The organism is Mesorhizobium sp. M0496 (assembly GCF_040321205.1).
Taxonomy (GTDB): Bacteria; Pseudomonadota; Alphaproteobacteria; order Rhizobiales; family Rhizobiaceae; genus Mesorhizobium.
Genome location: NZ_JAMYRC010000012.1, coordinates 94,126 through 115,049 on the forward strand (window position 1 = coordinate 94,126; position 20,924 = coordinate 115,049).

The 20,924-nt window shown below is 63.0% G+C and carries 22 protein-coding genes; 7 read left to right on the forward strand and 15 right to left on the reverse strand.

The window, feature by feature from the left end:
* Positions 1 to 51: 51 nt before the first annotated feature.
* The 5 genes from NKI73_RS13585 (at position 52) to NKI73_RS13605 (ending at position 4,656) form a co-directional block, all read left to right on the forward strand.
* Complete coding sequence (locus tag NKI73_RS13585; protein WP_352630342.1) at positions 52 to 948, forward strand: dihydrodipicolinate synthase family protein; 897 nt, start codon at positions 52 to 54, stop codon at positions 946 to 948.
* 184 nt (positions 949 to 1,132) lie between these two features.
* Positions 1,133 to 1,507, forward strand: a complete 375-nt coding sequence (locus tag NKI73_RS13590) for a DUF3024 domain-containing protein (RefSeq protein WP_352630344.1) — start codon at positions 1,133 to 1,135, stop codon at positions 1,505 to 1,507.
* Positions 1,504 to 3,186 (forward strand): SWIM zinc finger family protein, encoded by a 1,683-nt coding sequence (locus tag NKI73_RS13595; RefSeq protein WP_352630346.1) that lies wholly within the window; start codon positions 1,504 to 1,506, stop codon positions 3,184 to 3,186. Before NKI73_RS13590 ends, NKI73_RS13595 begins: the two co-directional genes overlap by 4 nt.
* 1 nt (position 3,187) lies before the next feature.
* The gene (locus NKI73_RS13600; protein WP_352630348.1) at positions 3,188 to 3,769 is read left to right on the forward strand and encodes a hypothetical protein; all 582 of its coding nucleotides are present in this window, start codon (positions 3,188 to 3,190) and stop codon (positions 3,767 to 3,769) included.
* Between the two features lie 230 nt (positions 3,770 to 3,999).
* On the forward strand, positions 4,000 to 4,656 hold the full coding sequence (locus NKI73_RS13605) for a GntR family transcriptional regulator (protein ID WP_352630350.1): 657 nt from the start codon (positions 4,000 to 4,002) through the stop codon (positions 4,654 to 4,656).
* A 62-nt stretch (positions 4,657 to 4,718) separates the two neighbouring features.
* On the opposite strand, the gene NKI73_RS13610 is transcribed toward NKI73_RS13605, so the two are convergent.
* The 8 genes from NKI73_RS13610 to NKI73_RS13645 form a co-directional block, all read right to left on the reverse strand.
* On the reverse strand, positions 4,719 to 5,174 hold the full coding sequence (locus tag NKI73_RS13610) for a MaoC/PaaZ C-terminal domain-containing protein (RefSeq protein ID WP_352630441.1): 456 nt from the start codon (positions 5,172 to 5,174) through the stop codon (positions 4,719 to 4,721).
* Positions 5,171 to 6,247, reverse strand: coding sequence for a Gfo/Idh/MocA family protein (locus NKI73_RS13615; protein WP_352630352.1), 1,077 nt, complete (start codon positions 6,245 to 6,247; stop codon positions 5,171 to 5,173). The genes NKI73_RS13610 and NKI73_RS13615 overlap by 4 nt, the downstream gene beginning before the upstream one ends.
* Complete coding sequence (locus NKI73_RS13620; RefSeq protein WP_352630354.1) at positions 6,240 to 6,569, reverse strand: L-rhamnose mutarotase; 330 nt, start codon at positions 6,567 to 6,569, stop codon at positions 6,240 to 6,242. The genes NKI73_RS13615 and NKI73_RS13620 overlap by 8 nt, the downstream gene beginning before the upstream one ends.
* 10 nt (positions 6,570 to 6,579) lie before the next feature.
* A complete protein-coding gene (locus NKI73_RS13625) occupies positions 6,580 to 7,692 on the reverse strand; it encodes a mandelate racemase/muconate lactonizing enzyme family protein (RefSeq protein ID WP_352630356.1) in 1,113 nt (370 codons plus the stop codon).
* Positions 7,693 to 7,697: 5 nt separating this feature from the next.
* Positions 7,698 to 8,795 (reverse strand): ABC transporter ATP-binding protein, encoded by a 1,098-nt coding sequence (locus tag NKI73_RS13630; RefSeq protein ID WP_352630357.1) that lies wholly within the window; start codon positions 8,793 to 8,795, stop codon positions 7,698 to 7,700.
* Positions 8,796 to 8,799: 4 nt separating this feature from the next.
* Positions 8,800 to 9,666 (reverse strand): carbohydrate ABC transporter permease, encoded by an 867-nt coding sequence (locus NKI73_RS13635; protein ID WP_352630359.1) that lies wholly within the window; start codon positions 9,664 to 9,666, stop codon positions 8,800 to 8,802.
* Between the two features lie 2 nt (positions 9,667 to 9,668).
* Positions 9,669 to 10,565: a carbohydrate ABC transporter permease gene (locus tag NKI73_RS13640; protein WP_023808865.1), complete on the reverse strand. Its 897-nt coding sequence runs from the start codon at positions 10,563 to 10,565 to the stop codon at positions 9,669 to 9,671.
* Between the two features lie 136 nt (positions 10,566 to 10,701).
* Complete coding sequence (locus NKI73_RS13645; protein WP_352630361.1) at positions 10,702 to 12,021, reverse strand: ABC transporter substrate-binding protein; 1,320 nt, start codon at positions 12,019 to 12,021, stop codon at positions 10,702 to 10,704.
* Positions 12,022 to 12,190: 169 nt separating this feature from the next.
* Here NKI73_RS13645 and NKI73_RS13650 point away from each other — a divergent pair, with 169 nt between their 5' ends.
* Complete coding sequence (locus NKI73_RS13650) at positions 12,191 to 12,976, forward strand: IclR family transcriptional regulator (protein WP_352630363.1); 786 nt, start codon at positions 12,191 to 12,193, stop codon at positions 12,974 to 12,976.
* A gap of 64 nt (positions 12,977 to 13,040) precedes the next feature.
* Positions 13,041 to 13,880 carry an amidohydrolase family protein gene (locus tag NKI73_RS13655; RefSeq protein WP_352630365.1) on the forward strand — a complete coding sequence of 280 codons (840 nt, stop codon included), beginning with the start codon at positions 13,041 to 13,043 and terminating at the stop codon, positions 13,878 to 13,880.
* 21 nt (positions 13,881 to 13,901) lie between these two features.
* Here NKI73_RS13655 and NKI73_RS13660 read toward each other — a convergent pair whose 3' ends face one another.
* From NKI73_RS13660 to NKI73_RS13690, 7 genes are all read right to left on the reverse strand, one after another.
* Positions 13,902 to 14,873, reverse strand: coding sequence for an ABC transporter permease (locus NKI73_RS13660; RefSeq protein WP_352630366.1), 972 nt, complete (start codon positions 14,871 to 14,873; stop codon positions 13,902 to 13,904).
* A gap of 1 nt (position 14,874) precedes the next feature.
* Complete coding sequence (locus tag NKI73_RS13665) at positions 14,875 to 15,825, reverse strand: ABC transporter permease (protein WP_352630368.1); 951 nt, start codon at positions 15,823 to 15,825, stop codon at positions 14,875 to 14,877.
* Complete coding sequence (locus NKI73_RS13670) at positions 15,822 to 16,565, reverse strand: ATP-binding cassette domain-containing protein (RefSeq protein ID WP_352630370.1); 744 nt, start codon at positions 16,563 to 16,565, stop codon at positions 15,822 to 15,824. Before NKI73_RS13670 ends, NKI73_RS13665 begins: the two co-directional genes overlap by 4 nt.
* Positions 16,558 to 17,295 carry an ATP-binding cassette domain-containing protein gene (locus tag NKI73_RS13675; protein ID WP_352630372.1) on the reverse strand — a complete coding sequence of 246 codons (738 nt, stop codon included), beginning with the start codon at positions 17,293 to 17,295 and terminating at the stop codon, positions 16,558 to 16,560. Before NKI73_RS13675 ends, NKI73_RS13670 begins: the two co-directional genes overlap by 8 nt.
* 85 nt (positions 17,296 to 17,380) lie before the next feature.
* Positions 17,381 to 18,571, reverse strand: a complete 1,191-nt coding sequence (locus NKI73_RS13680) for an ABC transporter substrate-binding protein (RefSeq protein WP_352630374.1) — start codon at positions 18,569 to 18,571, stop codon at positions 17,381 to 17,383.
* A gap of 25 nt (positions 18,572 to 18,596) precedes the next feature.
* Complete coding sequence (locus tag NKI73_RS13685) at positions 18,597 to 19,766, reverse strand: extracellular solute-binding protein (protein ID WP_352630376.1); 1,170 nt, start codon at positions 19,764 to 19,766, stop codon at positions 18,597 to 18,599.
* Entirely contained in the window at positions 19,763 to 20,923 is a 1,161-nt protein-coding gene (locus NKI73_RS13690; RefSeq protein ID WP_352630378.1) for a CaiB/BaiF CoA transferase family protein, read from the reverse strand. Before NKI73_RS13690 ends, NKI73_RS13685 begins: the two co-directional genes overlap by 4 nt.
* Between the last annotated feature and the right edge of the window lies 1 nt (position 20,924).

The window sequence follows — 20,924 nt, forward strand, 5'->3', positions numbered from 1 at the left end:
CTGTCCGGGATGGAACCCAATGAAATCTCTGAATCTACTGAGGATCCCCAAATGACCAAGAAACTGGCGGGCATGTATGCCGCCTTGATGACCGGACTGAGCGATGCCGGCGAGTTCGATCCGCAGCGCCAGCGCAACATCAACGACTATGTCCTGCGCCAGGGTCTGGCCGGGCTCTATGTCGGCGGCAGCAGCGGCGAATCCGGCCTGCTTACGGTGGACGAATTGCTGGCTCAGCAAGAGGTGGTGTTCGCCAGTGCTGCAAGCAGCGGTACCAGGCTGATTGCCCATGTCGGCATGCCGAACCTGCGCGATTCCATCCGCCTGGCACGGCAGGCGCAAAAGCTCGGCTATCACGCGCTGTCGGCGCTGCCACCGCATTCCTATCCATTCTCCGATGAAGAGGTCTTTGGCTACTACCAGGGGCTGGCGGCGGCGACGGATCTGCCGCTGATCGTCTACGAAATCCCCCTGCGCACCGGCCGGCCATTGCCGCTCAACCTCCTGGTCCGGCTGCTCGATCTCGGCAATGTCGTCGGCATCAAATTCACCTCCACCGACCTGTTCAAATATTCATTGCTGCGCAAGCGGCAGCCGCAAAAACTGTTCTACTACGGCTTCGACGAGATCTATGCCGCCGCCGGCATGCTCGGCACCGATGGCGGCATCGGCACCACCTACAATCTGCTCGGCAGACTGTACGTGGCGATCGACCAGGCGATCCGCGCCGGCGATCTGGCACGGGCGAAAGTGCTGCAGATGGTGTCGCAGGATTTCGTCGAGGTGCTGCTGGAAACCGGCGTCCTGCCGGGCATGAAAGCGGCCTTCCGCGTCATCGGCGTCGATTGCGGCCCGACCCGCGCGCCGATGGCGCTGGCTGTTGCCGACGCCGAAGAGCGGATGCGCGCGGTTCTTTCTCGCCCGGGGGTGAGAGAATGGCTGGTGTGAGAGGAGTTGGCTGAAAGATCCGCAGCCGCCGAATGCGAAGAGACCATCAGGCAGTTCCCGCAAATTCGGAGGCATCTTGCCTCAAAAGGATTGCCTCACCGGATCGGTCGATTATCATAAACGGCGATAGCCGCATGGCTGAGGGTAGCACCACAGCGCTCTTGGCGGCGATAGCGGGAACGCGATGGTGTGGGTCAAGAAACTTTCGGCCGGCGAGAAGCTGGCCATCGCCGCCGACTGCGAGCGTTTCATCGCCGATGTTCTGAAGCCACGGTTCATCCACGGCCGGCCGAATCGGCTCGACTATCCGCTAGACATTTTCGGCAAGTGGCGAGGAAGCAAATACGGTTTCTCCGCGCGCTACCGTTCGGATGAAGGTGAAGAATTCAACGCTCCCTTCGCCCGGCTCGACCATGCGGAGGAGCATCTCGCCGAGACCCGGTTCGACCTCATGTGGCACAGGCACACCGGAACATGGTGGCGGCTGCACGCGACCGTTACGTTGGACGAGGCCCTGCGTCTCATCTCGGCTGACTCGAGGCTCCAGCCGCCACTATGAACCGCAAGAACAGTCGACCCCGTTTCGATGTCGATGCCCTGCGCGACCTTGTCGGCAGCAAGGTGTACTCGCGCGGCGAGGCCTACTGGCGTGACGGGCTGGTGCGACTGCTGACCGTCGGGTCGAAGCGCGTGCTGGCGCAGGTTGCCGGCACGGAGGACTATCGCGTTGAGCTGATGGGGCGTGCAGAGTCGGTCGACGGCACGTGTTCCTGCCGCGCCTTCGAGGATTGGGGCTATTGCAAGCATTTGGTGGCAACAGCGCTGGCGGCAAATGCGGTAGTCAGCGACGCTGAAGCGGAAAGCCTCGACGTCTTCGCGGGCATTCGCCAACATCTGGAGAGCAAGGACATCGCGACACTCGTCGAGATGATCATGGATTTTGCCGAGCGCGACCCGATCCTGTTGCGTAAGCTCGAAATGGCCGCGCTCGCTACACATGGTGACGAGAGGACTCTCGAGGCGCGTCTCGGCAAGATGATTGACGGCGCAACCGCCACGAATGGCTTCATAGACTACCGCGAGGTGCCTGACTGGGCCCAAGGCGTGGACGAGGCGCTCGACGTGATCGCCTCGGTCTCGAGCAAGCATGCGGGCATCGTCATGCGGCTCGCTATGCGAGCCGTCGATCGGATCGAGGCTGCCATCGAGGGCGTGGACGATTCCGATGGCCATTGCGCCCCACTTCTCGAACGGGCATGCGAAATTCACTGCAACGCTGCCTTGGAGGCGCCTCGCGAACCCTTGTCCCTGGCGCGTGACCTTTTCGCACGCGAGATGAACGGTGAATACGACACCTTTGCTGGCGCGGCCGGGGTCTATGGCGACATCCTCGGCGAGGAAGGATTGGCTGAATACCGTCGCCTTGCCACCGAGGCTTGGGATGAGTTGCCCGCGACCGCCAGCAGGAACCGGGCGGGTCACATACTGTCTGGGGACCATTTCAGGCTCCAGGAAATCCTCGACTTCTTTGCCGAACGCGATGGCGACGTGGAGGCGCGCATTGCGCTTCGCGCCAAGCATCTGTCCTCACAGCAAGCCTATCTGCAAATCGCCAAATTCTGCCTCTCGCAAGGTCGTGCGGAAGAGGCTTTGCGCTGGGCCGAGGATGGCCTGTGGATGTTCGAGGATGACCGACCTGACGAGCAGCTCGTTTTCTTTGCAGTCGACCTGCTGACCGCAGCCGGTCGCGATGCGGACGCTGAAGCGCATCTGTGGCGCGCATTCGAGAAGGCGCCGAGCCTCGGACTGTATCAACGGCTGTGCAAGTCGGGTGGCAAGGAGGCGCGCGATCGCGCGATCGAGCGTCTCCAATCCAGACTGGCGCGCGAGAAGCCGTCAACCTGGTATTATCCGGCCGATCTGCTTATCAGCATCCTGATTGAGGAGAAGCAGTTTGAGTTGGCGTGGGCACATACGCGCGAACACGGCGCTTCCGGGGGGCTAAAGGAGAAGCTTGCGCAGGCCAGCGAAGTCACGCATCCGCGTGAGGCCCTGAAGATTTACGCGGAACGCGTCAACCAGCTGGCCCAGTTTGGTGGCAACGATGCCTATGCGGAAGCGGCAGTCTTGATCGGCCGTATGGCCGGCCTGCGCATGGCATCCGAACATGCCGCGTATCTGGCGGATGTGAAGGACCGCTTCGGCCGCAAGCGCAATTTCATGAAATTGTTGGCCTGACATGCGGCGCGCGGCGATTGACGAGCAAAATCGCTACATGCTGGAACGCCAGCGGCAGTTCCGCGCGGCGGCTGATGTCGTCACCGATGCCTGGACGCGCTTCCGCGAGGTGGGGGCGGTGGCCGTTATCGGCTCCGTCGCGAAGCCGCTTTGGAAAGAGGTGCCGCGCTTCAGCGAATTCCGGCGCGAACGGATCGAGGTCTGGCATGAATGCAGCGATCTCGATCTGGCACTCTGGCTCGACTCGCAGGAACGCCTCGGCGAACTGCGCCGCGCCGCCGCGCTTGCCCTGCGCGAGGCCTTTGAGAAGGGAACAGGGATCAGCGTTGCCGATCACCAGTTGGATGTTTTTCTGATCGAACCCGGCAGCGACAATTACCTGGGCCGACTCTGCAAGTTCAGTTCATGTCCGAAAGGAAAACTCGACTGCCTGGCTCCCGGGTGCGGGGAGGTCGCCTTCAACAAGCGCATCGTGGACTTCACGCCGCATGACGATCTGCTCGCTCCTGCCCAAGGTGCGATGCTCTACAAGCGTGGTGTCGGCCGGGTGCGCTCCGCGCTTGACCTGCCGCAGACTGGCTGAAGGCTGGGCGACCCGGCTTGGCCGTACTTCGGACAACCGCTTCACATCACAGGCATCGGACTGTGCCTGTTGTGGAGACCGGCAGCTCTTGCGACACCGAGCGCTTTCCCGGCCATTCGGGCGAAAGCGATGAGTATACGGGCATACTTATATCCACAAAGCGGGTTTTCCGTTAGGCTCGCTGCTGCGTGAAACGGGAGCATCGATTGCGAGGATTTGCGGAAAGCTTGATGCAGGGGCCGCGGACCGTGGCCGAGCAAATCGCGAATGTCTTGCGCGAGGCCATTGCCAATGGAACCATAAAGGCGGGCACTCCGCTGCGCCAGGACGAACTGGCCGAGCAGTTCGGCTTCAGTCGCATGCCCATTCGTGATGCCCTTCGCCAGCTGGAGGCCGAGGGCATTGTTTCCATCCATCCGACAAAGGGCGCGCAGGTCGCGCGGATGGACAGCGCCGAGATCAGTGAAATCTACGCGCTGCGCGAGCTGCTCGAAAGCGAGGCGCTTCGGCTCTCAGTACCCAGCCTATCCGGCGTGAAGCTCGATGAGGCGGAACAGGTGCTCGACCAGATCGACGCGGAGCGCAATGTCGGCCGATGGGGCGCGCTGAACAGGGCCTTTCATCTGGCTCTCTACGATGCCTGCGGCAACAATCGATTGCTCGGCCTGATCGAGGCGCACCACAATGCGGCCGATCGTTACGTCCGCATCCTTTTGTCGAACCTGGACTATCGCAACCGCTCGCAGACGGAGCACCGCGATCTGCTGGCTGCCTGCCGGCGGCGCAAGGGCGACAAGGCCATAGTCATCCTGAGGCAGCATCTTCGCGAAGGAAGCGAGACGCTGGTCAGCGCGATCAGGGAAGATGGCCTGTCGCGAAAATCCTAGTTTGAGGCGTGGCTCGGGTCCTCATGCCGGTTGGGCCACCGTCTCATAGACGGTGGTGAGTCTCAGCCCTGCGCGGGCCTGCGTTCGACAATGTAGATGTGGTCGGCGGCCAGCACGACTTCGCCGCGCTGGTTGATCACTTCGCAGCGTTCGATCACTCGTCCAGAACCCGGCCGCTTGGGATCGTCTTCCTTGGCCGCGATGGTGGTGCGCGTGCGGATCGTGTCGCCGATGAACACCGGCTTGATGAAGCGCAGACGGTCATAGCCATAGGAAAAAGCGACCGGGTTGACGATGGTTGCCGTCAGGCCGATGCCGACGGAAAACACCAGCGTGCCATGCGCAATGCGCTGGCCGAACGGCGTCGTCTTCATGAACTCGGCATCCATGTGATGCGGAAAGAAATCGCCGGTATGGCCGGCGTGGACTATGAAGTCGGTCTCGGTGACGGTACGGCCGCTGGTGAGACGCGACGAGCCGATCTCATAGTCCTCGAAATACTGGATCTGTTCCATCAGGGCCTTTCCGCGATCGGCGTCGCCGGTGCCGCACTCGACCGATAGGCGGCCTCGACCAGCGCCATCGTGCTCCACGCATCCTCGACCGGACTGATCAGCGTAGCATCTTCTCCGGCCGCGAAACGTTGGACATTGGTCATGCGGCCGACGAAGGCATCGGGAAACCACTCGCCGGCCAAGGGCACGGCGATCCAGTCCGTTCCGCCCTTGGGGTAGATCTCCAGCACATCGGGCTCACCTGTGGGATAATCGAGGTTGAGACCGAGCTTGAGATAGGCAGCGCCCTCGGTGCCGCAGATGCGGAACTCGCAGGCCTGGTGCCGGCGTCCGAATTTGTGGTCGTGGTTGATCGACAGGGCGCAGCGCACGGTGTCGCCATAGTCGAGAATAGCGCTGGTGCGCGTCTGCGCCACCTTATGGTTGGGATGGCCAAGCGTCTTGGCATGGATGCCTTTGGGGTCGCCAAGCAACTGCCTGATCAGATCGAGATAGTGGATCGAATGCATGGCGATTTCGACCCGCGGCGCCTTGAGCAGGAACTCCCAAAGTTCCCACGGTGTCGCCAGCGCCAGCCAGGCGTCGAAGTCGACGACCTCGCCGAGCCAGCCCTTAGCGATGGCGTCCTTGAGCGCCAGCATCATGGGCGCGAAGCGTAGCTGGAAGTTCACTGCCGCATGGAGCTTTTTGGCGCGGCAGATCTCAAGGATTGCGGTTGCTTCAGTGAGGTTGCTGCCCATCGGCTTCTGGATCAGCGCCACCGCGCCATCGGGCAAGAATTTCAGCACATCGGCGTGACGTGAGGGCGGCGTGGCGAGGTCGAAGATCGCACCCTCGACAGCGGCCGCTTCCTCCGCCGAGCGAAAGGCTGTCACACCCCATTGGCTGGCCAGTTTTTCAGCTCTGGCGTGGTCGGGGTCGTAGAGGCCGGCGACAGGAAAGCCGGCCTTCCGATAGGCCGGGAAATGCGCATCGCCGACGATCGATCCGGCGCCGAAGGTGACGACCGGCCGGGGCGTCGAAGGTTTGGGCCAGGACTGGACGAGCAAGGCAGGGTCGAAACCGCCTTCAGTCATGATGGAAGACCTCGTCCATCGCTGCCCACCATTCGCCCTCCTTGCGTGTCGCCAGCGGTTCCTGGCAAGGCATGCAGACCGCCCACCATTCCTGTGTCTTCGGGTCGGCCGCCATCTTGGCCATGTCGGCTTCGTAGTCGGTGCCATGGTAATCGAACGTGCTGAACAGCAGGTTCTCCGGCCGCTTCAGGTAGATCGAATAGTTCTTGATGTTGCAGGCCGAGATCATGGTCAGCACGTCGGGCCAGACGGCGGCGTGCAGGCGGACATACTCCTCGACCTTTTCAGGCTTTAGCCCCAGAACCATCCCCATCCGCTGCATGTTCGTTCCTCTACTTCGTGATCGCCGTGGTGAATTCGGCGATGCTCATGGCCTTGACCGCGTCCCAGTCCCAATCGATCCCGATGCCTGGCTCGTCGGGTGCCAGCGCCTGGCCATCTTCGATGCGCATATGCTTGCCGGTCAACTGGTCGAGCTGCGGAATGTACTCGACATACCTGCCGTTCTGAACAGCGCATGTCAGGCTGACATGCAGTTCCATCAGGAAATGCGGGCAGACCGGGATGTCGAAGGCCTCCGCCGCATGGGCGATCTTGAGCCAGGGCGTGATGCCGCCGATGCGGCCGACATCGACCTGCACGATCGAACAGGCGCCTTTCTGCATGTATTCGCGGAAATGGCGGATGGAATACAGTGACTCGCCAATGGCGATCGGCGTCGGCGTCGAGTTCGACAATCGCACATGCCCGTCAATGTCGTCGGCTGGCAGCGGCTCCTCGATCCAGGCGAGGTCGAGTTCGCGCAGTCTCGCGGCGCGCCGGATCGCCTCGTCGACCGAAAACCCTTGATTGGCATCGGTCATGATCTCGTAGCCATCGCCGACCGCCTTGCGCACCGCCGACAGGCGGGCAAGATCCTCTGATCCATGCGGCCTGCCGATCTTCACCTTCGAACCGCGAAAACCCTTGGCCTTGGCGGCCAGCGCGTCATCGACCAGAGCCTGCGTCTCGATGTGCAGCCAGCCGCCTTCGGTGGTGTAGAGCGGACAACGATCCTTGGCGCCGCCGGCAAGTTTCCATAGCGGCAGGTTCTGCTTCTTGGCCCGCAGATCCCACAGCGCGGTATCGATCGCGGCGATCGCGATTGCGGTGATCGCGCCGATCGTCGTGGCATGCGTGGCGAATTCGAGGTCGTGCCAGATCGCCTCGATCATGTCGGGGTCGCGGCCGATCAGCCGCGGCGCCAGATGATCGGAGAGAAGCCGCATCACCGACGAGCCGCCGGTGCCGATCGTGTAGCTGTAACCGGTACCGACCGCGCCGTCGGAATCGGTGATCGTGACGATCGGCGTTTCCTGGCTGACGAAGCTCTGGATCGCGTCCGTGCGCTTGACCTTGGGCACAAGGTCCACCATTCGCAATTCGACTTTCTCGATTCTGGCCATGCCGATCAGCTCCGCAATGTCTTTCCGGTCTCAGTGGCAAACAGATGCGCCTGTGACATGTCGAGGCTCATGGCGACCCGCTCGCCCGGCCGCAGTGGTCTCGGGTTCAGCATCCGCGAAACCCAGTCTTCGCGATTGAATTCGACGAACACCAGTGTCTCGTTGCCGAGCGGTTCGGTGACCGTGATCGGCAGTTCGATCTGGTGGACGTCGGCAGCGCCACCGGAGCTGATCCCGTGGCCGGTCGGATAGATGTCGTCTGGCCGCAGCCCGAACACGACCTTGTCCCCGGTCGCGACATTGGCCTTGAACTGGCCGGGCAGCGGCAGCTTTTCGCCGCTGGCGAAAACCAGCTTGCCGTCATCGATCGTCGCCTCATGCAAATTCATCGGCGGCGAGCCGATGAAGCCGGCAACGAAACGCGTCGCCGGCCGCCGGAAGACCTCATCGGGGGTGCCGACCTGTTCGATATGACCGTCGCGCATGATGACGATGCGATCGGCAAGCGTCATCGCCTCGACCTGGTCATGTGTGACGTAGATCACCGTCGACTGCACCTTGGCATGCAGCTTCTTGATCTCGGTGCGCATCTGCGTGCGCAATTTGGCATCGAGATTGGAGAGGGGCTCGTCGAACAGGAACACATCGGGGTCGCGCACGATGGCCCGGCCCATGGCGACGCGCTGGCGCTGGCCGCCGGAGAGTTGCGAGGGGCGTCGGTCGAGCAGCGTGTCGAGGCCAAGAATGGCCGAGGCCTCGGCGACGCGACGATCCATATCTTCCTTGGCAGCACCTGCGATCTTCAGGGAGAAGCCGAGATTCTCGCGCACCGTCATGTGCGGGTAGAGCGCATAGGACTGGAATACCATCGAGATGTTGCGCGACCGCGGCGGCAGATCGTTGACGACGCGCCCGCCGATCTCGATCGAGCCGGCGCTGATCTCTTCCAGCCCGGCGATCATGCGCAGTGTCGTCGACTTGCCGCAGCCGGAGGGGCCGACCAGCGCGATGAATTCGCGGTCGGCGATCTCGAGATCGATGCCGTGCACGATGCCGATATTGCCGTAGCGCTTGGTCAGCTTGGTGAGGGTAACGGTTGCCATTGGATCAGCCTTTCACCGCACCGGAGGTCAGGCCGCCGACTAGGTGTTTCTGGACGATGTAGGTGAGGGTGAGCGCCGGAATGATCATAACCACGGCCAGCGCGCACATGCCGCGCCAGTCGATGGTGAACTCGGCCGTGTAGTCGAGCAGGCCGACCGGCAGCGTCTTGGCGCTCACCGAGCGGGTCAGTTGCGAGGCCAGCGCGAACTCGTTCCAGCAGGTCAGGAAGGCGAAGATCGCGGCCGACGCAATACCCGGCCCGGCGAGCGGAAACTCGACCTGCCAGAATGCCTGCCAGCGCGTGCAGCCGTCGATCTGTGCCGCCTCCGCGAGGTCCTTGGGCACCTGGCGGAAGAATCCGTCGATCAGCCAGATCGTGAACGGCACATTGAGCGCGACATAGGCAAGGATCAGCCCAAAATGCGTGTCGATGATGCCGAGCCGCACATAAAGGAAGAACAGCGGCAGCGACAGCGCGATGCCAGGCACCGTGCGCGTCAGCATCAGGCCGAGAAAGACGCTCGACTTGCCGCGGAAGCGGTAGCGCGCGAAGGCATAGCCGCCGGCCATGCCGATGGCCACTGCAATGACCGTCGAGGTCACCGAGATGATCAGCGAGTTGCGGAAATATTCGATGACAGGGATGCCGCCCTTGCCGATGCCGCTGAACATCGCGATATAGGCGTCGAACGAAATTTCCTGCGGAATCCACACCGGCGGCTTGGCCATGATCTCGACCGCCGGCCGCAGCGACGAGAGGACGATCCATAGGCCCGGCAAGCAGATGGTCAGCATCGCCAGGAACAGGCCGATGCGATAGACGACGCCCAGCAGCCGGCGCTTGAGGCGGGCGGAAGAGTTCTCGTCCATCTTCACCACTCAGCACCGATTTGCGTGCGCGCCGCGGCGAGCTTGTTGAAGAAATAGACGGTGAAGGCGATCGACAGCAGGATCGAGAAATAGGCCATGGCGTTGGCCATGCCCATGCGCCCGTCGCTGTATGCGGTGCGTGCCACCAGTGTCCACAACAGCTCGGTGCGGCCCGCCGGTCCGCCATCGGTCATGATTTTGACGATGTCATAGGCGCGCGCGACGTCGAGCGAGCGGATGGTCATGGCGATGTAGGCGAACGGCATGACGAACGGCCACGTCACATAGCGGAACGTCTGCCATGGCGTGCAACCGTCGACCCGCGCCGCCTCGATCGGCTCCTTGGGCATGGCGAGCAGTCCGGCGAGGATCAGGATGGCGAAGATCGCCGTCGACGACCAGATCTCGGCGATCGAAATGGCGATGAAGGCGAGATGGCCTTCGATCAGCCACGGTATGGCGTCCTGCGTGATGCCGAGCGACTGCAGGGCATTGTTCACCAGACCGATATTGTCGTTGAACATGAACTTGAACTGGAAGCCGACGAGGATCGGCGAGAACATCATCGGGAACATCATCAGCGTGCGCAGGATGCGCTGGCCGCGCGTTGCCTTCTCGACCAGCATGGCGAGGCCAAGGCCAAGCAGCATTTCGAGATTGAGCGCGATGGTCAGCAGCAGCACAGTGCGGCCGAAGGCCCACCAGAAATCGGTGTTGGACAGGATCGAAAGATAATTCCGGATGCCGATGAAGACGTAGAATGTCTCGGGCCGCGTCAGGCGGAACGGCGTGAAGCTCGAATAAAGCGACAGAAGCAGCGGCACCACGACCACTGCCGCCAGCACGATCATGGCCGGAAGCAGCAGCAGGAATGGCGCGGATGGCTTGAAGCCCTTCATCAGAATCCTTGAGGTGTTTGCATTGGACGGCAGTGCGCGGGCCCGGGGCGAAGGATCAGCGTAAACCGCTGGCGTCCAGCGAAACGCGATCGCCTCCCCCATTTTCTAATGGGGGAGGCAGCCCTGGGAACCGCTACTAGAGCTTGCCGGCGTCCTGGAGGATTTGCGTCGCCTTGGCGGCGGCGTCATCCAGTGCCTGCTTGGACGTCTTGTCGCCGAGGATCGCCGCCTGCAGTTCGGGATAGACGGCGTTCGAAATCTCGATCCATTCAGGCGTCTGCGGCACGGCAAAAGCGTGCTTGGCCTCTTCCTGGAAGGCGGTGAGAACCTCCTTCTTGTAAGGATCGTTTTCGGCCTGCTTCAGGTCCCAGTCCCACACGGCCGTGCGGGTCGGCAGCGGACCTGCGGCGGCTTCGAGCTTCTGGCTGTCCTCGTTGGTCAGCCACCACACTAGGGAAGCCGCGGCCTCCTTGTTCGGGCAGTTCTCGGTCACGGAGAAGCCATGAAAACCAGACCAGCCGGTGCGCTTGCCTGAAGAACCCTTCGGCGCAACCTTGACGCCGACATTGCCGGCGACTTTCGACGATTTCGGATCGTTGAAGAAGCCGGCCCAGCCCGGCCAGTCGAGATTGATGGCGACGGTGCCCGAAGCAAAGCCCTGGCCGAGATCGTCCCACAGGTAGTTGGTGGTTCCGGCAGGCACGGCCTTGGCCTTGTAGAGGTTGACGAACCAGTCGAGCGCCCGGATGCCGGCCTCGGAATTGAAGACCGGCTTGCCGTCCTTGTCGAGGTACTCGCCGCCCTCGGCGACGACCATCTCGTAGAAGCGGCCGTTGATCGCCTCTTCCTTGCCGGCGAATTGCGTGCCGTAGAAATTGGGCGGGTTGGCGAAGAATTCGGCCTGGTCGGTGACTTCCTTCCAGGTGTCCGGCGGCACCAGGTCATAGCCGTATTTCGCCTTGAACTTGGTCTTGTTGTCGGCGTTCCCGTACAGGCTCTTCTGGTAGTAGAGCGCCGAAACGTCGAACTGCGCGCGCGGCAGCATCTCCAGCTTGCCGTCGATGGTTGCGGATGTGATCGTCGACGGCACGAAGGCGTCGATCTCTGCCTTGGGCAGCAATTTGCTAAGGTCTGTGTACAGGCTCGTATATTGCGGCGCGAACGACGAATGGTTCCAGCCGACGCACCAGTTGGTGCTGCCCGAGGCGATGTCGGACTTGAGCTCCTTGTCGATGTCGAAGCCGTTCTTCTTGGTCAGGATGTTGACCTTGGCGCCGGTCGCCTTCTCCCATTCGGGAATGCGCTCGTAGAGCTTTTCATATTGCTGGCCACCGATCAGCTTCACGTCGACGGTCACGCCTTCGAACTTGCCGGGCAGGTCGCCGGCAAGCGCCGCGCCTGCACCTGACGCAAGCAACAATGCACCGGCGCACACGCCGGAAAGCAGTCTGTTCATTGGTATCCTCCCTTGGTGCCGCCTCCGCGGCGACCGCAACTCGTCTGATGACAAGAAGTGCTACATTCATATACAAACAAAACATTCACGGATACGTCAAGGCGAAATTTGTTTCCGTCGAGCACGTTCCTGCGTATATGAAGGGTGAAATTCACTGGAGGGATGAGCCATGGACGACAGCGAAGACGAGCGCTATCGCGCGCCGGCGCTCGACAAGGGGCTCGACATCCTCGAACTGCTGGCGGGCGTCGACGGTGGCCTGACGCAGGCCGAAATCGCCAAGAAACTCGACCGTAGTCCCAATGAATTCTATCGCATGCTCGACCGGCTGGTGCGGCGCGGCTACGTCACGCGCCTCGACGGCGACCGCTATTCGCTGACGCTCAAGCTGTTCGGCCTAGCGCAGTTGCACGCTCCGGTGCGGCGGTTGGTTTCCTACGCCACGCCGCTGATGCGCGAACTTGCCGAGACATCGCAGCAGGCCAACCAACTCGTTGTTTTCGATCGTGGTTCCGCCGTTGTCATCGGTCAGCAGGAGGCGCCGAACTACTGGGGGATTTCGATCCGGGTCGGTTCCCACATCAGCCTTTTCGACACCGGTTCGGGGCATGTGTTGCTCGCCTTCCGTTCACCGGAAGAGCGGCAGATGATGATATCGGAACACGTCCGCAGCACCGACAAGACGGCGCAATCGGCCGAGTTCTTCACCCGTCTCGACCAGATCCGCGACCGCGGATACGAGATGATGGCTTCGATGCAGACCGCCGGCGTCTTCAACCTGTCCGCTCCGGTGCGCAGTTCCGATGGCAAGGCGATCGCCGCGCTGTCGATTCCCTACATCACCGTAGTCAACGCGCCTTCCGCGCCCGACATCACTAGGACGATCGAACTGTTGCTGGCAACGTGTGAAAAGCTATCGCATCTCGCTGGATCAGCGGTCGGCTCATCGGCATGAATTCTTATTTGAATGAAGAATTCCTCCGTGAGATGATTTGAAACAGCCATGAGGAGGAGCCGCCATGATCATCGATACCCATCTGCATCTCATCGATCGCTCGGCCTTGCGCTATCCCTGGCTCTCAAGCGTGCCGGCGCTCAACCGCGATTTCTCCTATGAGGAATACGCCGTTGAGGCGCAGCGTGTCGGCGTCGAACGCGTGCTGCATATGGAGGTCGATGTCGATCCCGCAGAGATCGAGGCCGAGACCGCTCGTGTCGAAAGGCTGTCGCGACAACCCGGCAGCATGCTGGCCGGAGTGATCGCATCCTGCCGACCCGAAGAGGCGGATTTTCCGGCCTATCTCGAGCGCCAGCGGGCAACCCCTTTCGTCAAGGGCTTCCGCCGCGTACTGCATGTGATGCCCGACGAGCTTTCGGAGGGCGCGCTGTTTCGGAGCAACATCAAGCGGCTCGGCGGCACCGGCCTGACCTTCGATCTCGTCGTGCTGCCGCACCAGATCCCGAAAGCAATCGCGCTGGCCGACCTGGCGCCCGATGTGACGTTTGTCCTCGACCATTGCGGCGTGCCCGATATCAAGGGCGGAGCCGAGCATCCGTGGCGAGAACATATGAGCGAGATCGCGCGGCGCCCGAACGTCATGGCCAAGATTTCCGGTGTCGTCGCCTATGCCGATGCCGGCAGCTGGACGGTCGAGACGCTTAGGCCTTACGTCGAACACACAATCGGTGCGTTCGGCTGGGACCGCGTCGTCTGGGGCAGCGACTGGCCGGTCTGCACGCTTGGCGGCGGCCTGTCGACCTGGGTGGCGGCGACCCATGCGCTGCTTGCCGGTTGCAGCGTCGATGAACGCGACAGGCTGCTGTCCGCGAATGCCCGCAAGCTATGGCGGCTCGAATAACCGGATCTGCCACAAGTCTCCTCAGATCGTCGTCGAGACGTGCCGCTCGCGGCCATAGAGGGATACCAACAGCACGATGATGAGGCCAAGCGCTGCCTGCACCGCCGAGGGCTGGAAGCCGAGGCCGATCAGCAGCGTATTGATTTCGGTCAGCACCAACACGCCGGCGATCGTGCCGAGATAGCTGCCGCGGCCGCCGACCAGTGCGGCGCCCCCGACGACCACCGCTGCGATGGTCTGGAACAGATAGGGCTGGCCGACATCGCCATAGGCCGAGCCGGTGAAGCCGAGCAGCAGCACGCCCGCCACGGCGGCGAAGAAGGCGCTTGCCGCATAGGTGATCACCCACATGCGCACCGGATCGATCAGCGCCAGCGGTGCCGCACCTGGATTGCTGCCGAGCGCATAGAGCCGCCGCCCATAGGGCGTCCGCTCCAGCACCAGCACGACGAGCGCCGCCAGAACGACCAGGCTCGGCACCAGCCACGGCACCGGCAGCGGTCCGGCCGATCCGCCAATCGACACGAAGCTGGAAACCGCTTGCGGCGCGGAGCCGGACGGGAAGCCGGCCGTCCACAGCAGCACCAATCCCTGCACGATCATGCCGATGCCGAGGGTGACGATGAGTGGCTGGATGTCGAGACTGCGCGAGATCAGTCCGTTCAGCCCGCCGATGACGATCGCCAGCACTCCGACGAGGCCGCAAACCACGACAAAATTCCAGCCATCGCCGTAGAGCTGCGCCGCCACGACATTGGCAAAGCCAATGACGAAGGGGATCGACAGGTCGATGCCGCCCATGATGACCACCAGTGTCTGCCCGATCGAGGCGACGGCAAGCAGCGACGCGAGCACCAGCATGGCGCGTATCGCAAACGGCGCCGAGTAGCCGGGAATGAGAACCGTACCGGCAAGGTGCAGAAGGGCGGCGACACAGAAGGCGCCGACGACGCGGGCGTTGGTTGTCGCGAACAGGTTTCGTCGGAAAACCATGTCAGCGCCCCTTCATGGCAAGACGTTCCTGCGCTGCTGTCAGCATCACTGCCAGTACCAGTATGGCGCCGTAGGCAATCTGCAGCACGAAGGTCGAGACGTTGAATGTCGTCAGCACGCTTTGCAGCAGGAAGATATCGATGGCGCCGATGGCGGCCCCGGCAACGCCGCCGCGCCCGCCGGCTAGGCTGACGCCACCGAGCGCGATGGCGGCGATGGCGATCAGCGTGTAGGTCGGCCCGATATTCGGGTCCGCCGAGCCGATCAGTGCGGTCAGCATCAGCCCGGCGCATCCGCTGAAGATGCCGGTCATGACATAAGCGATGAAGCGCACGCGCGTGACATCGACGCCGGCTGTGTAGGCGGCACGGTCGTCGCTGCCGACCGCCATCAGCTGATCGTAGTAGGGGGTGCGCCGCACCAGCCACCAGGCAATGAACATCAACGCCAGCGGCAGCATCGACAGCGGACCGGACAGTGCCTTGAGCCAGGCTGGCGCGGGGCCGATCGGTGCGGGCAGGATGGTCAGCGTCACCCCGGTGAGGATCAGATAGGTGCCGAGCGTGGCGACGATCGGCTGGATGCGTACGATCGTCGCCAGGAAGCCGTTCGCAGCACCAACCAAGGCGCCGACGAGCAGCACCGCCGGTACAAGCACCAGGGGCGATGAGATGCCAGCGCCGAGGAACAGCACCTGGATCGCAAAAGCATTGACGAAGCCCATCAGCGGCCCGACCGAGATGTCGATGCCGCCACGACCAGCGAGGATGACAGGCGTGGACGCGATCGCGGCACCGATCAAGGGCGCCGCCAAGCCGATCAGCGCACCCCAGGATCCCGGCTGGAACCGCCCCGGACTGAGGATGAGATTGATGGCAAGCAGCACGATCAGCAGCACGACCGCGAAGCCGACGTTTCGCCCAAGAGACAGGAGGCGCGCAACAAGGCTCATGCCGCACGTCCGAACATGGCTGATATCACGCTGCCGGTGGTCAGCGCCTCGCCGGCGATTTCGGTCGCGACCTCGTTCTCGCGGAACACCAGCACGCGCTGGCACAGGAGAAGAATTTCCTCGATTTCGCTGGACAGGATAACGAGCCCCATGCCGTCGGCGGCCAGCCCGCGAAAGACGTCGTAGAGAACATGCCGCGTCGCCACGTCGACACCGCGCGTCGGGTCGTTGAGAAGCAGGATCGCGGGCTCCAGCGCAAGCGCTCGAGCCAGCAGCACTTTCTGCTGGTTGCCGCCCGACAGAGTGGTGATCGGCGCATCGGGTCGGGGCGCCATGATCGACAGTTTCTCACGATAGATGTCGTAGCGCGCCTTGCGCACCGCCGGGCTGATAAGGCCGAGACGCGTATCGCGCGACAGTGTCGAAACGGCGAAGTTGTCGAGCACCGATTGCGTCGGGAAAATGCCGTTCGCACGCCGGTCGCGCGGCAGATAGGCAATGCCGCTGGAGACGGCCTTGCGGTATCCGGTGATCTTGCGAGGTTCACCGGGCTGGGCCAGCACGATCGATCCGCCATGCGGCGGCTCCAGGCCTGCGAGCATCTTGAGGAACAACTCCTGGCCGTGGCCATCAAGACCGGCAAGGCCGACGATCTCACCTGGGGCAATCGCCTGCGTGATCGGACTGGCGCCGGGCGCGATGACGAGATCGCGAACTGTGAGGGCAGCGCGGTCAGCCATGTGCCAGCTCCGCCGCCGTGCGGGGCGCCATCGCCCTGAGAAGTTCCGCCGGCGTCGAGGCGCCGCGCTCTTCGGTGCGCACGACGCTGCCGCCGCGCAGGATCGAGATGCGATCCGAAAGCGACATCACCTCGTCCATGCGATGGGTGATGAACAAGATCAGGCACCCCTCGCCGGCAAGCGCGCGCATCAGCGAAAAAACGGACTCGCGGTCGGCGAAGTCGAGCGCGGCTGTGACCTCGTCGAGGATCAGGATCTTTGGATTGCGCACGATTGCGCGAGCAAGGACGACAAGTTGCTGCGCGGCTAACGGCAACACGCCGGCTGGTTTATCGAGGGAAACGTCGGTGATGGCAAAGCGCTTCAGCGCGGCTGCTGCCTTGTCGCGGCGCTCATTGCGCGGCACGACGCGCCGGACGAACCCGTCGAGGCCGAGCAGGATGTTGTCGGCTACGCTGCGATCCGGTGCGATCAGAACCTCCTGGAACACCGTGGCGAAACCCTGCGCCTGGAAAGCGGATGGGCTGGCGCCTGAAAACGGTTTGCCGTGCAGAAGGATCGTGCCGCTGTCTGGCTGGACGATGCCCGACAACAGCTTGACCATCGTGCTTTTGCCCGAACCGTTCTCGCCCAGAATGGTGTGGATGGTCCCAGCGCGGAACGTGATCGACGCGTCCGCAAGCGCGACCGTCTCGCCATAGCGTTTGGATATGTTTTTGACTTCAAGCATGTCGCGTTTCAATGCTGGCAGGCCGGCTCCCCGAAAGGAGTCGGCCTGTTGGGATACTAGCAGGCGCGTTCACTTCGCGCAGGCGTCACTTTGCACAGGCATCGGGCACCTTCGAATAATCCCAGCCCTTGGTCGGCGCCGGGTTCGAGAAATAGGCGTCGAGCCATTCTTCCGGCATCGGATCCGTCGGCGGGATCGGGAAGATCGAGACGGCATCCGTCGTCATGCAGTCCTTGTACCATTGGCCGAGATCGGCGCTGTGGACCGGCGGGATCGGGATCAGCAGCGTGTTCAGCTTCGGCTTCTGGCCGTCGAGCATGCGCTCGCCGACGCGGAACAGCGTCTCGGCGGTCCAGTGCGGCAGAACCGCATGGCCTTCGAAGCGGTATTTGTCGGGGTTGGCTTTCCAGTAGCCCAATGCATCGCCGGTGATCGAGCCGGTGATCAATGGCGCCGGCCGGCCGGCCTCTGCGAAGGCCTCGGCAACGACGCGACTTTCGCTGCCGGTCGTCCACACCGCATCGATCGGCGCCGGGTTGGTGGCGATCGCCTGCAACACCACGGTCTTGGTGACGTTGGCCGTCCAGTTGCCGTTGACGTTGCGCGAGATCTTCAGCTTCGGATTTTCGGCCAGCGCCTTGTCTGCGCCCTGGCGCTCCTGCACCACGATCGGGTGGCCGGCAATGCCTTCGACCAGCAGGATGCTGGCGCCGTCCGGCTGCGCCTTGCCGATCGCCGTCATCATGTCATACCCCCAGCGCGCATAGTTGGAATCGACATTGATCGCATTCGGGCTGGTCACCGAACCGGCTGCGGTGATGAATGGAATGCCGGCTTTGGCTCCGGCGTCGATGGCATCATCGAGCGCCGTCGCCGAGCCCGGGATCGAGGTGATGATCGAGCACTTCTTGTCGATGAAGGCGCGGATCTGGTTGATCTGCTGGCTGGCGTCGTTGTTGGAATCCGACACTTCGAAGCTGGATACGGTGCCGTCGGCGATCAGCCCGTCGACGAGGCGTTTCAGTTCCTTGGTCACCGTTACACGCCACGGGTTGCCCTGGTAGGATTCCGAATGGCACCACTTCCACGGCTTCGGTGGCGCGGTGAAATTGTCCCAGGCCGAAGGCAGCACCTTCTGCGGCGCGCCGTCATATTGCGCCTTGAGTTCGGTCGGCAGTGCGCCGACGACGCCTTGCACATCCTGGGCAAAGGCGGCGGTCGTCGCAAGCGAGGTAAGCGCGGTTGCGGCCAGCAGGCCGCGGATCATTGCTGTCATCTTGTTCTCCTCCGTTCGGTTTCGTTCAGGCTCCTCCACCGGCAGCGCCGGACACCTGCACCAGGGGACTTTCCCGAAACAGGCGGTTGAGATCGGCAACGACCTGGGCGGCCTTGTGCCCATGGGTCATGCCGGAAAGGATGCGTTCGGATGCCGCCTGCTGGAACGCCATGTAGCCGTCATGGCGCGGCCGTACCCACGCGCCTTCCAGCGTCACGCGCGTATCCCGATAGAAATTGCCGGTCGCTTCATTGACGGCCTGGTCCTCCCAGGCTGTGGCATGGCCAGGCTGGCCACCGGCGGCGGCATAGGGACCGCGCTGGACGTCGCCGCCGGCGACCCAGTAAGCGAAGTCGATCGCAGCGTCTCTGGCCTTGGAAAAGGCCGATACGGCTATGCCGGTGCCGCCGAGTGCCGAGCCGATCGGGCCATTCGAACCGATCACCGGAATGTCTGCAAAAGCCAGCCGGTTCTGACGAAAACCAGCCGCCGCATAGGAGACGTAGCCATAGATCAGCGGCGCGCAGACGATCCTGGAATCGGCCTCTGTCATGCGCTCCGAGACCGCAATCGGATCCATCTCGAAACAGGCCGGCTCGACCAGCGCCGCAATCTCGCGCATCGCCTCGAAAACTTGGCTGCCGGTCTCGATGTCGATCAGATCGTGGGACGGATCGGTTGTGCAGGCATGACCGAGATTGCCGGCAAGCGTGTAGAACGCCATCAGCACATGGGGCGGGCGCATCGGCAACAGCACACGGCCTTGCCGGGCTAGATCGAGCACCTCGCTCCAGCCGGCCGGCGGCGCATCGAGCGCATCCGGCCGCCATGCCTGGACTTGGGCCGCCGCATCGATCGGAAACGCCCATTGCCGCCCCTGCCAGTTGTAGCTCGGATAGGACTGGCCGACGCTGCCCGAGGCGAGGGCTGCAAGTTCCGCCTCGCGTCCAGGGACATCCAATGGCTCGAGGCAGCGCTCAGCCGTGATCTGGCCGACATGCGGATGATCGATGACGATGAGATCATAGGCCCGTGCCAATTCCTCGACGGGGAAGGATTCGAAATCCTGCAGCGAGCGCTTATCCCATTCGACGGCAACGCCGGTCTTCTGCTGCCACAGTGATGAGCAAGCGACCATCGGATCGTAGCCGCGCGGATGGCTCCAGGTCATGCCCTTGAGTGTAGGCACGCTCACAGGCCGAACTCCTCGCGGATTGCCGCGCTGTGTTCGCCGATGCGCGGTGCCGCCCGATCGACCTTGGCCCTAGTGCCATTGACCCGGAGGGGCGAACTGGTGGTGAGGATGGAGACATCGTCCTCGCGCGTCACCGTCTGCAGCATGTCGAGCGACTGGAAGCCCTCGTTTGCCAGCATCTCCGGCCAGGTTAGCACCTTGGCGCACCAGATGTCGGCGGGCTCGAGGATATCAAGCCATTCGTCGATGGTCTTGGTGGCGATCCTCTGCGCGATGATCGCCTTGATGTCGTCGCGCGCGGTGAACCATGATGCCGGCTTGTCGCGATAGGGCGCCAGTTCGTTGAGCGACAGCAGATCGGCAAGCTTGGGGATCGGCGTCATGGCGATGGCGAGATAACCGTCCTTGGCCGGGTAGACGCCATAAGGCGCCGACAGATAGGCGTGCGCGCTGCGGAAGCTGGAGCGCCTGGGCAAGCGGCGGCCATCATTGAGATGCGTAGTCAATACCTCGAACTGGAAATCGACCAGCGCTTCCAGCAGGCTGGTCTCGATATGGCTTCCCTGACCGGTGATGCCGCGCCGCACCAGTGCCGCCAGGATGCCTTGCGCACAGGCAGCACCGGCCAGCATGTCGCCAATGGCCAGCCCGAACGGCACCGGCCCCTGGTCCTCATCGCCGTTAAGCCACATCACGCCGGAACGCGCCTGCGCCAGCAGGTCCTGGCCGGGCCGCTTGACCCAAGGGCCGTCCTCACCATAGCCGCTGATCGAGGCGTAGACCAGCCGTGGATTGATCTTGCGGACCGCCTCGTAGTCCAAGCCGAGCCGTTCGATGACGCCCGGCCGGAAATTCTGGATCAGCACGTCGGCCTTGGCCAGTAGCCCGCGCAGCGCTTCGAGGTCGGCCCCGTTCTTGAGGTTGATGGCAAGACTTTCCTTGGCCCGGTTGATGGCATGGAAGATCGTGGAATCGCCGCCGATCTCGGTGTCGCTGAGATAGAGCCGGCGCGACAGATCGCCGCCATCCGGACGCTCGATCTTGATGACGCGCGCGCCGAGATCGAGCAGCCTGAGAGAGCAGTAGGGCCCGGACAGGAACTGGCTCATGTCGACGACGACGAGACCGGCGAGCGGCAATTCGGCTGCTGCCGGCATC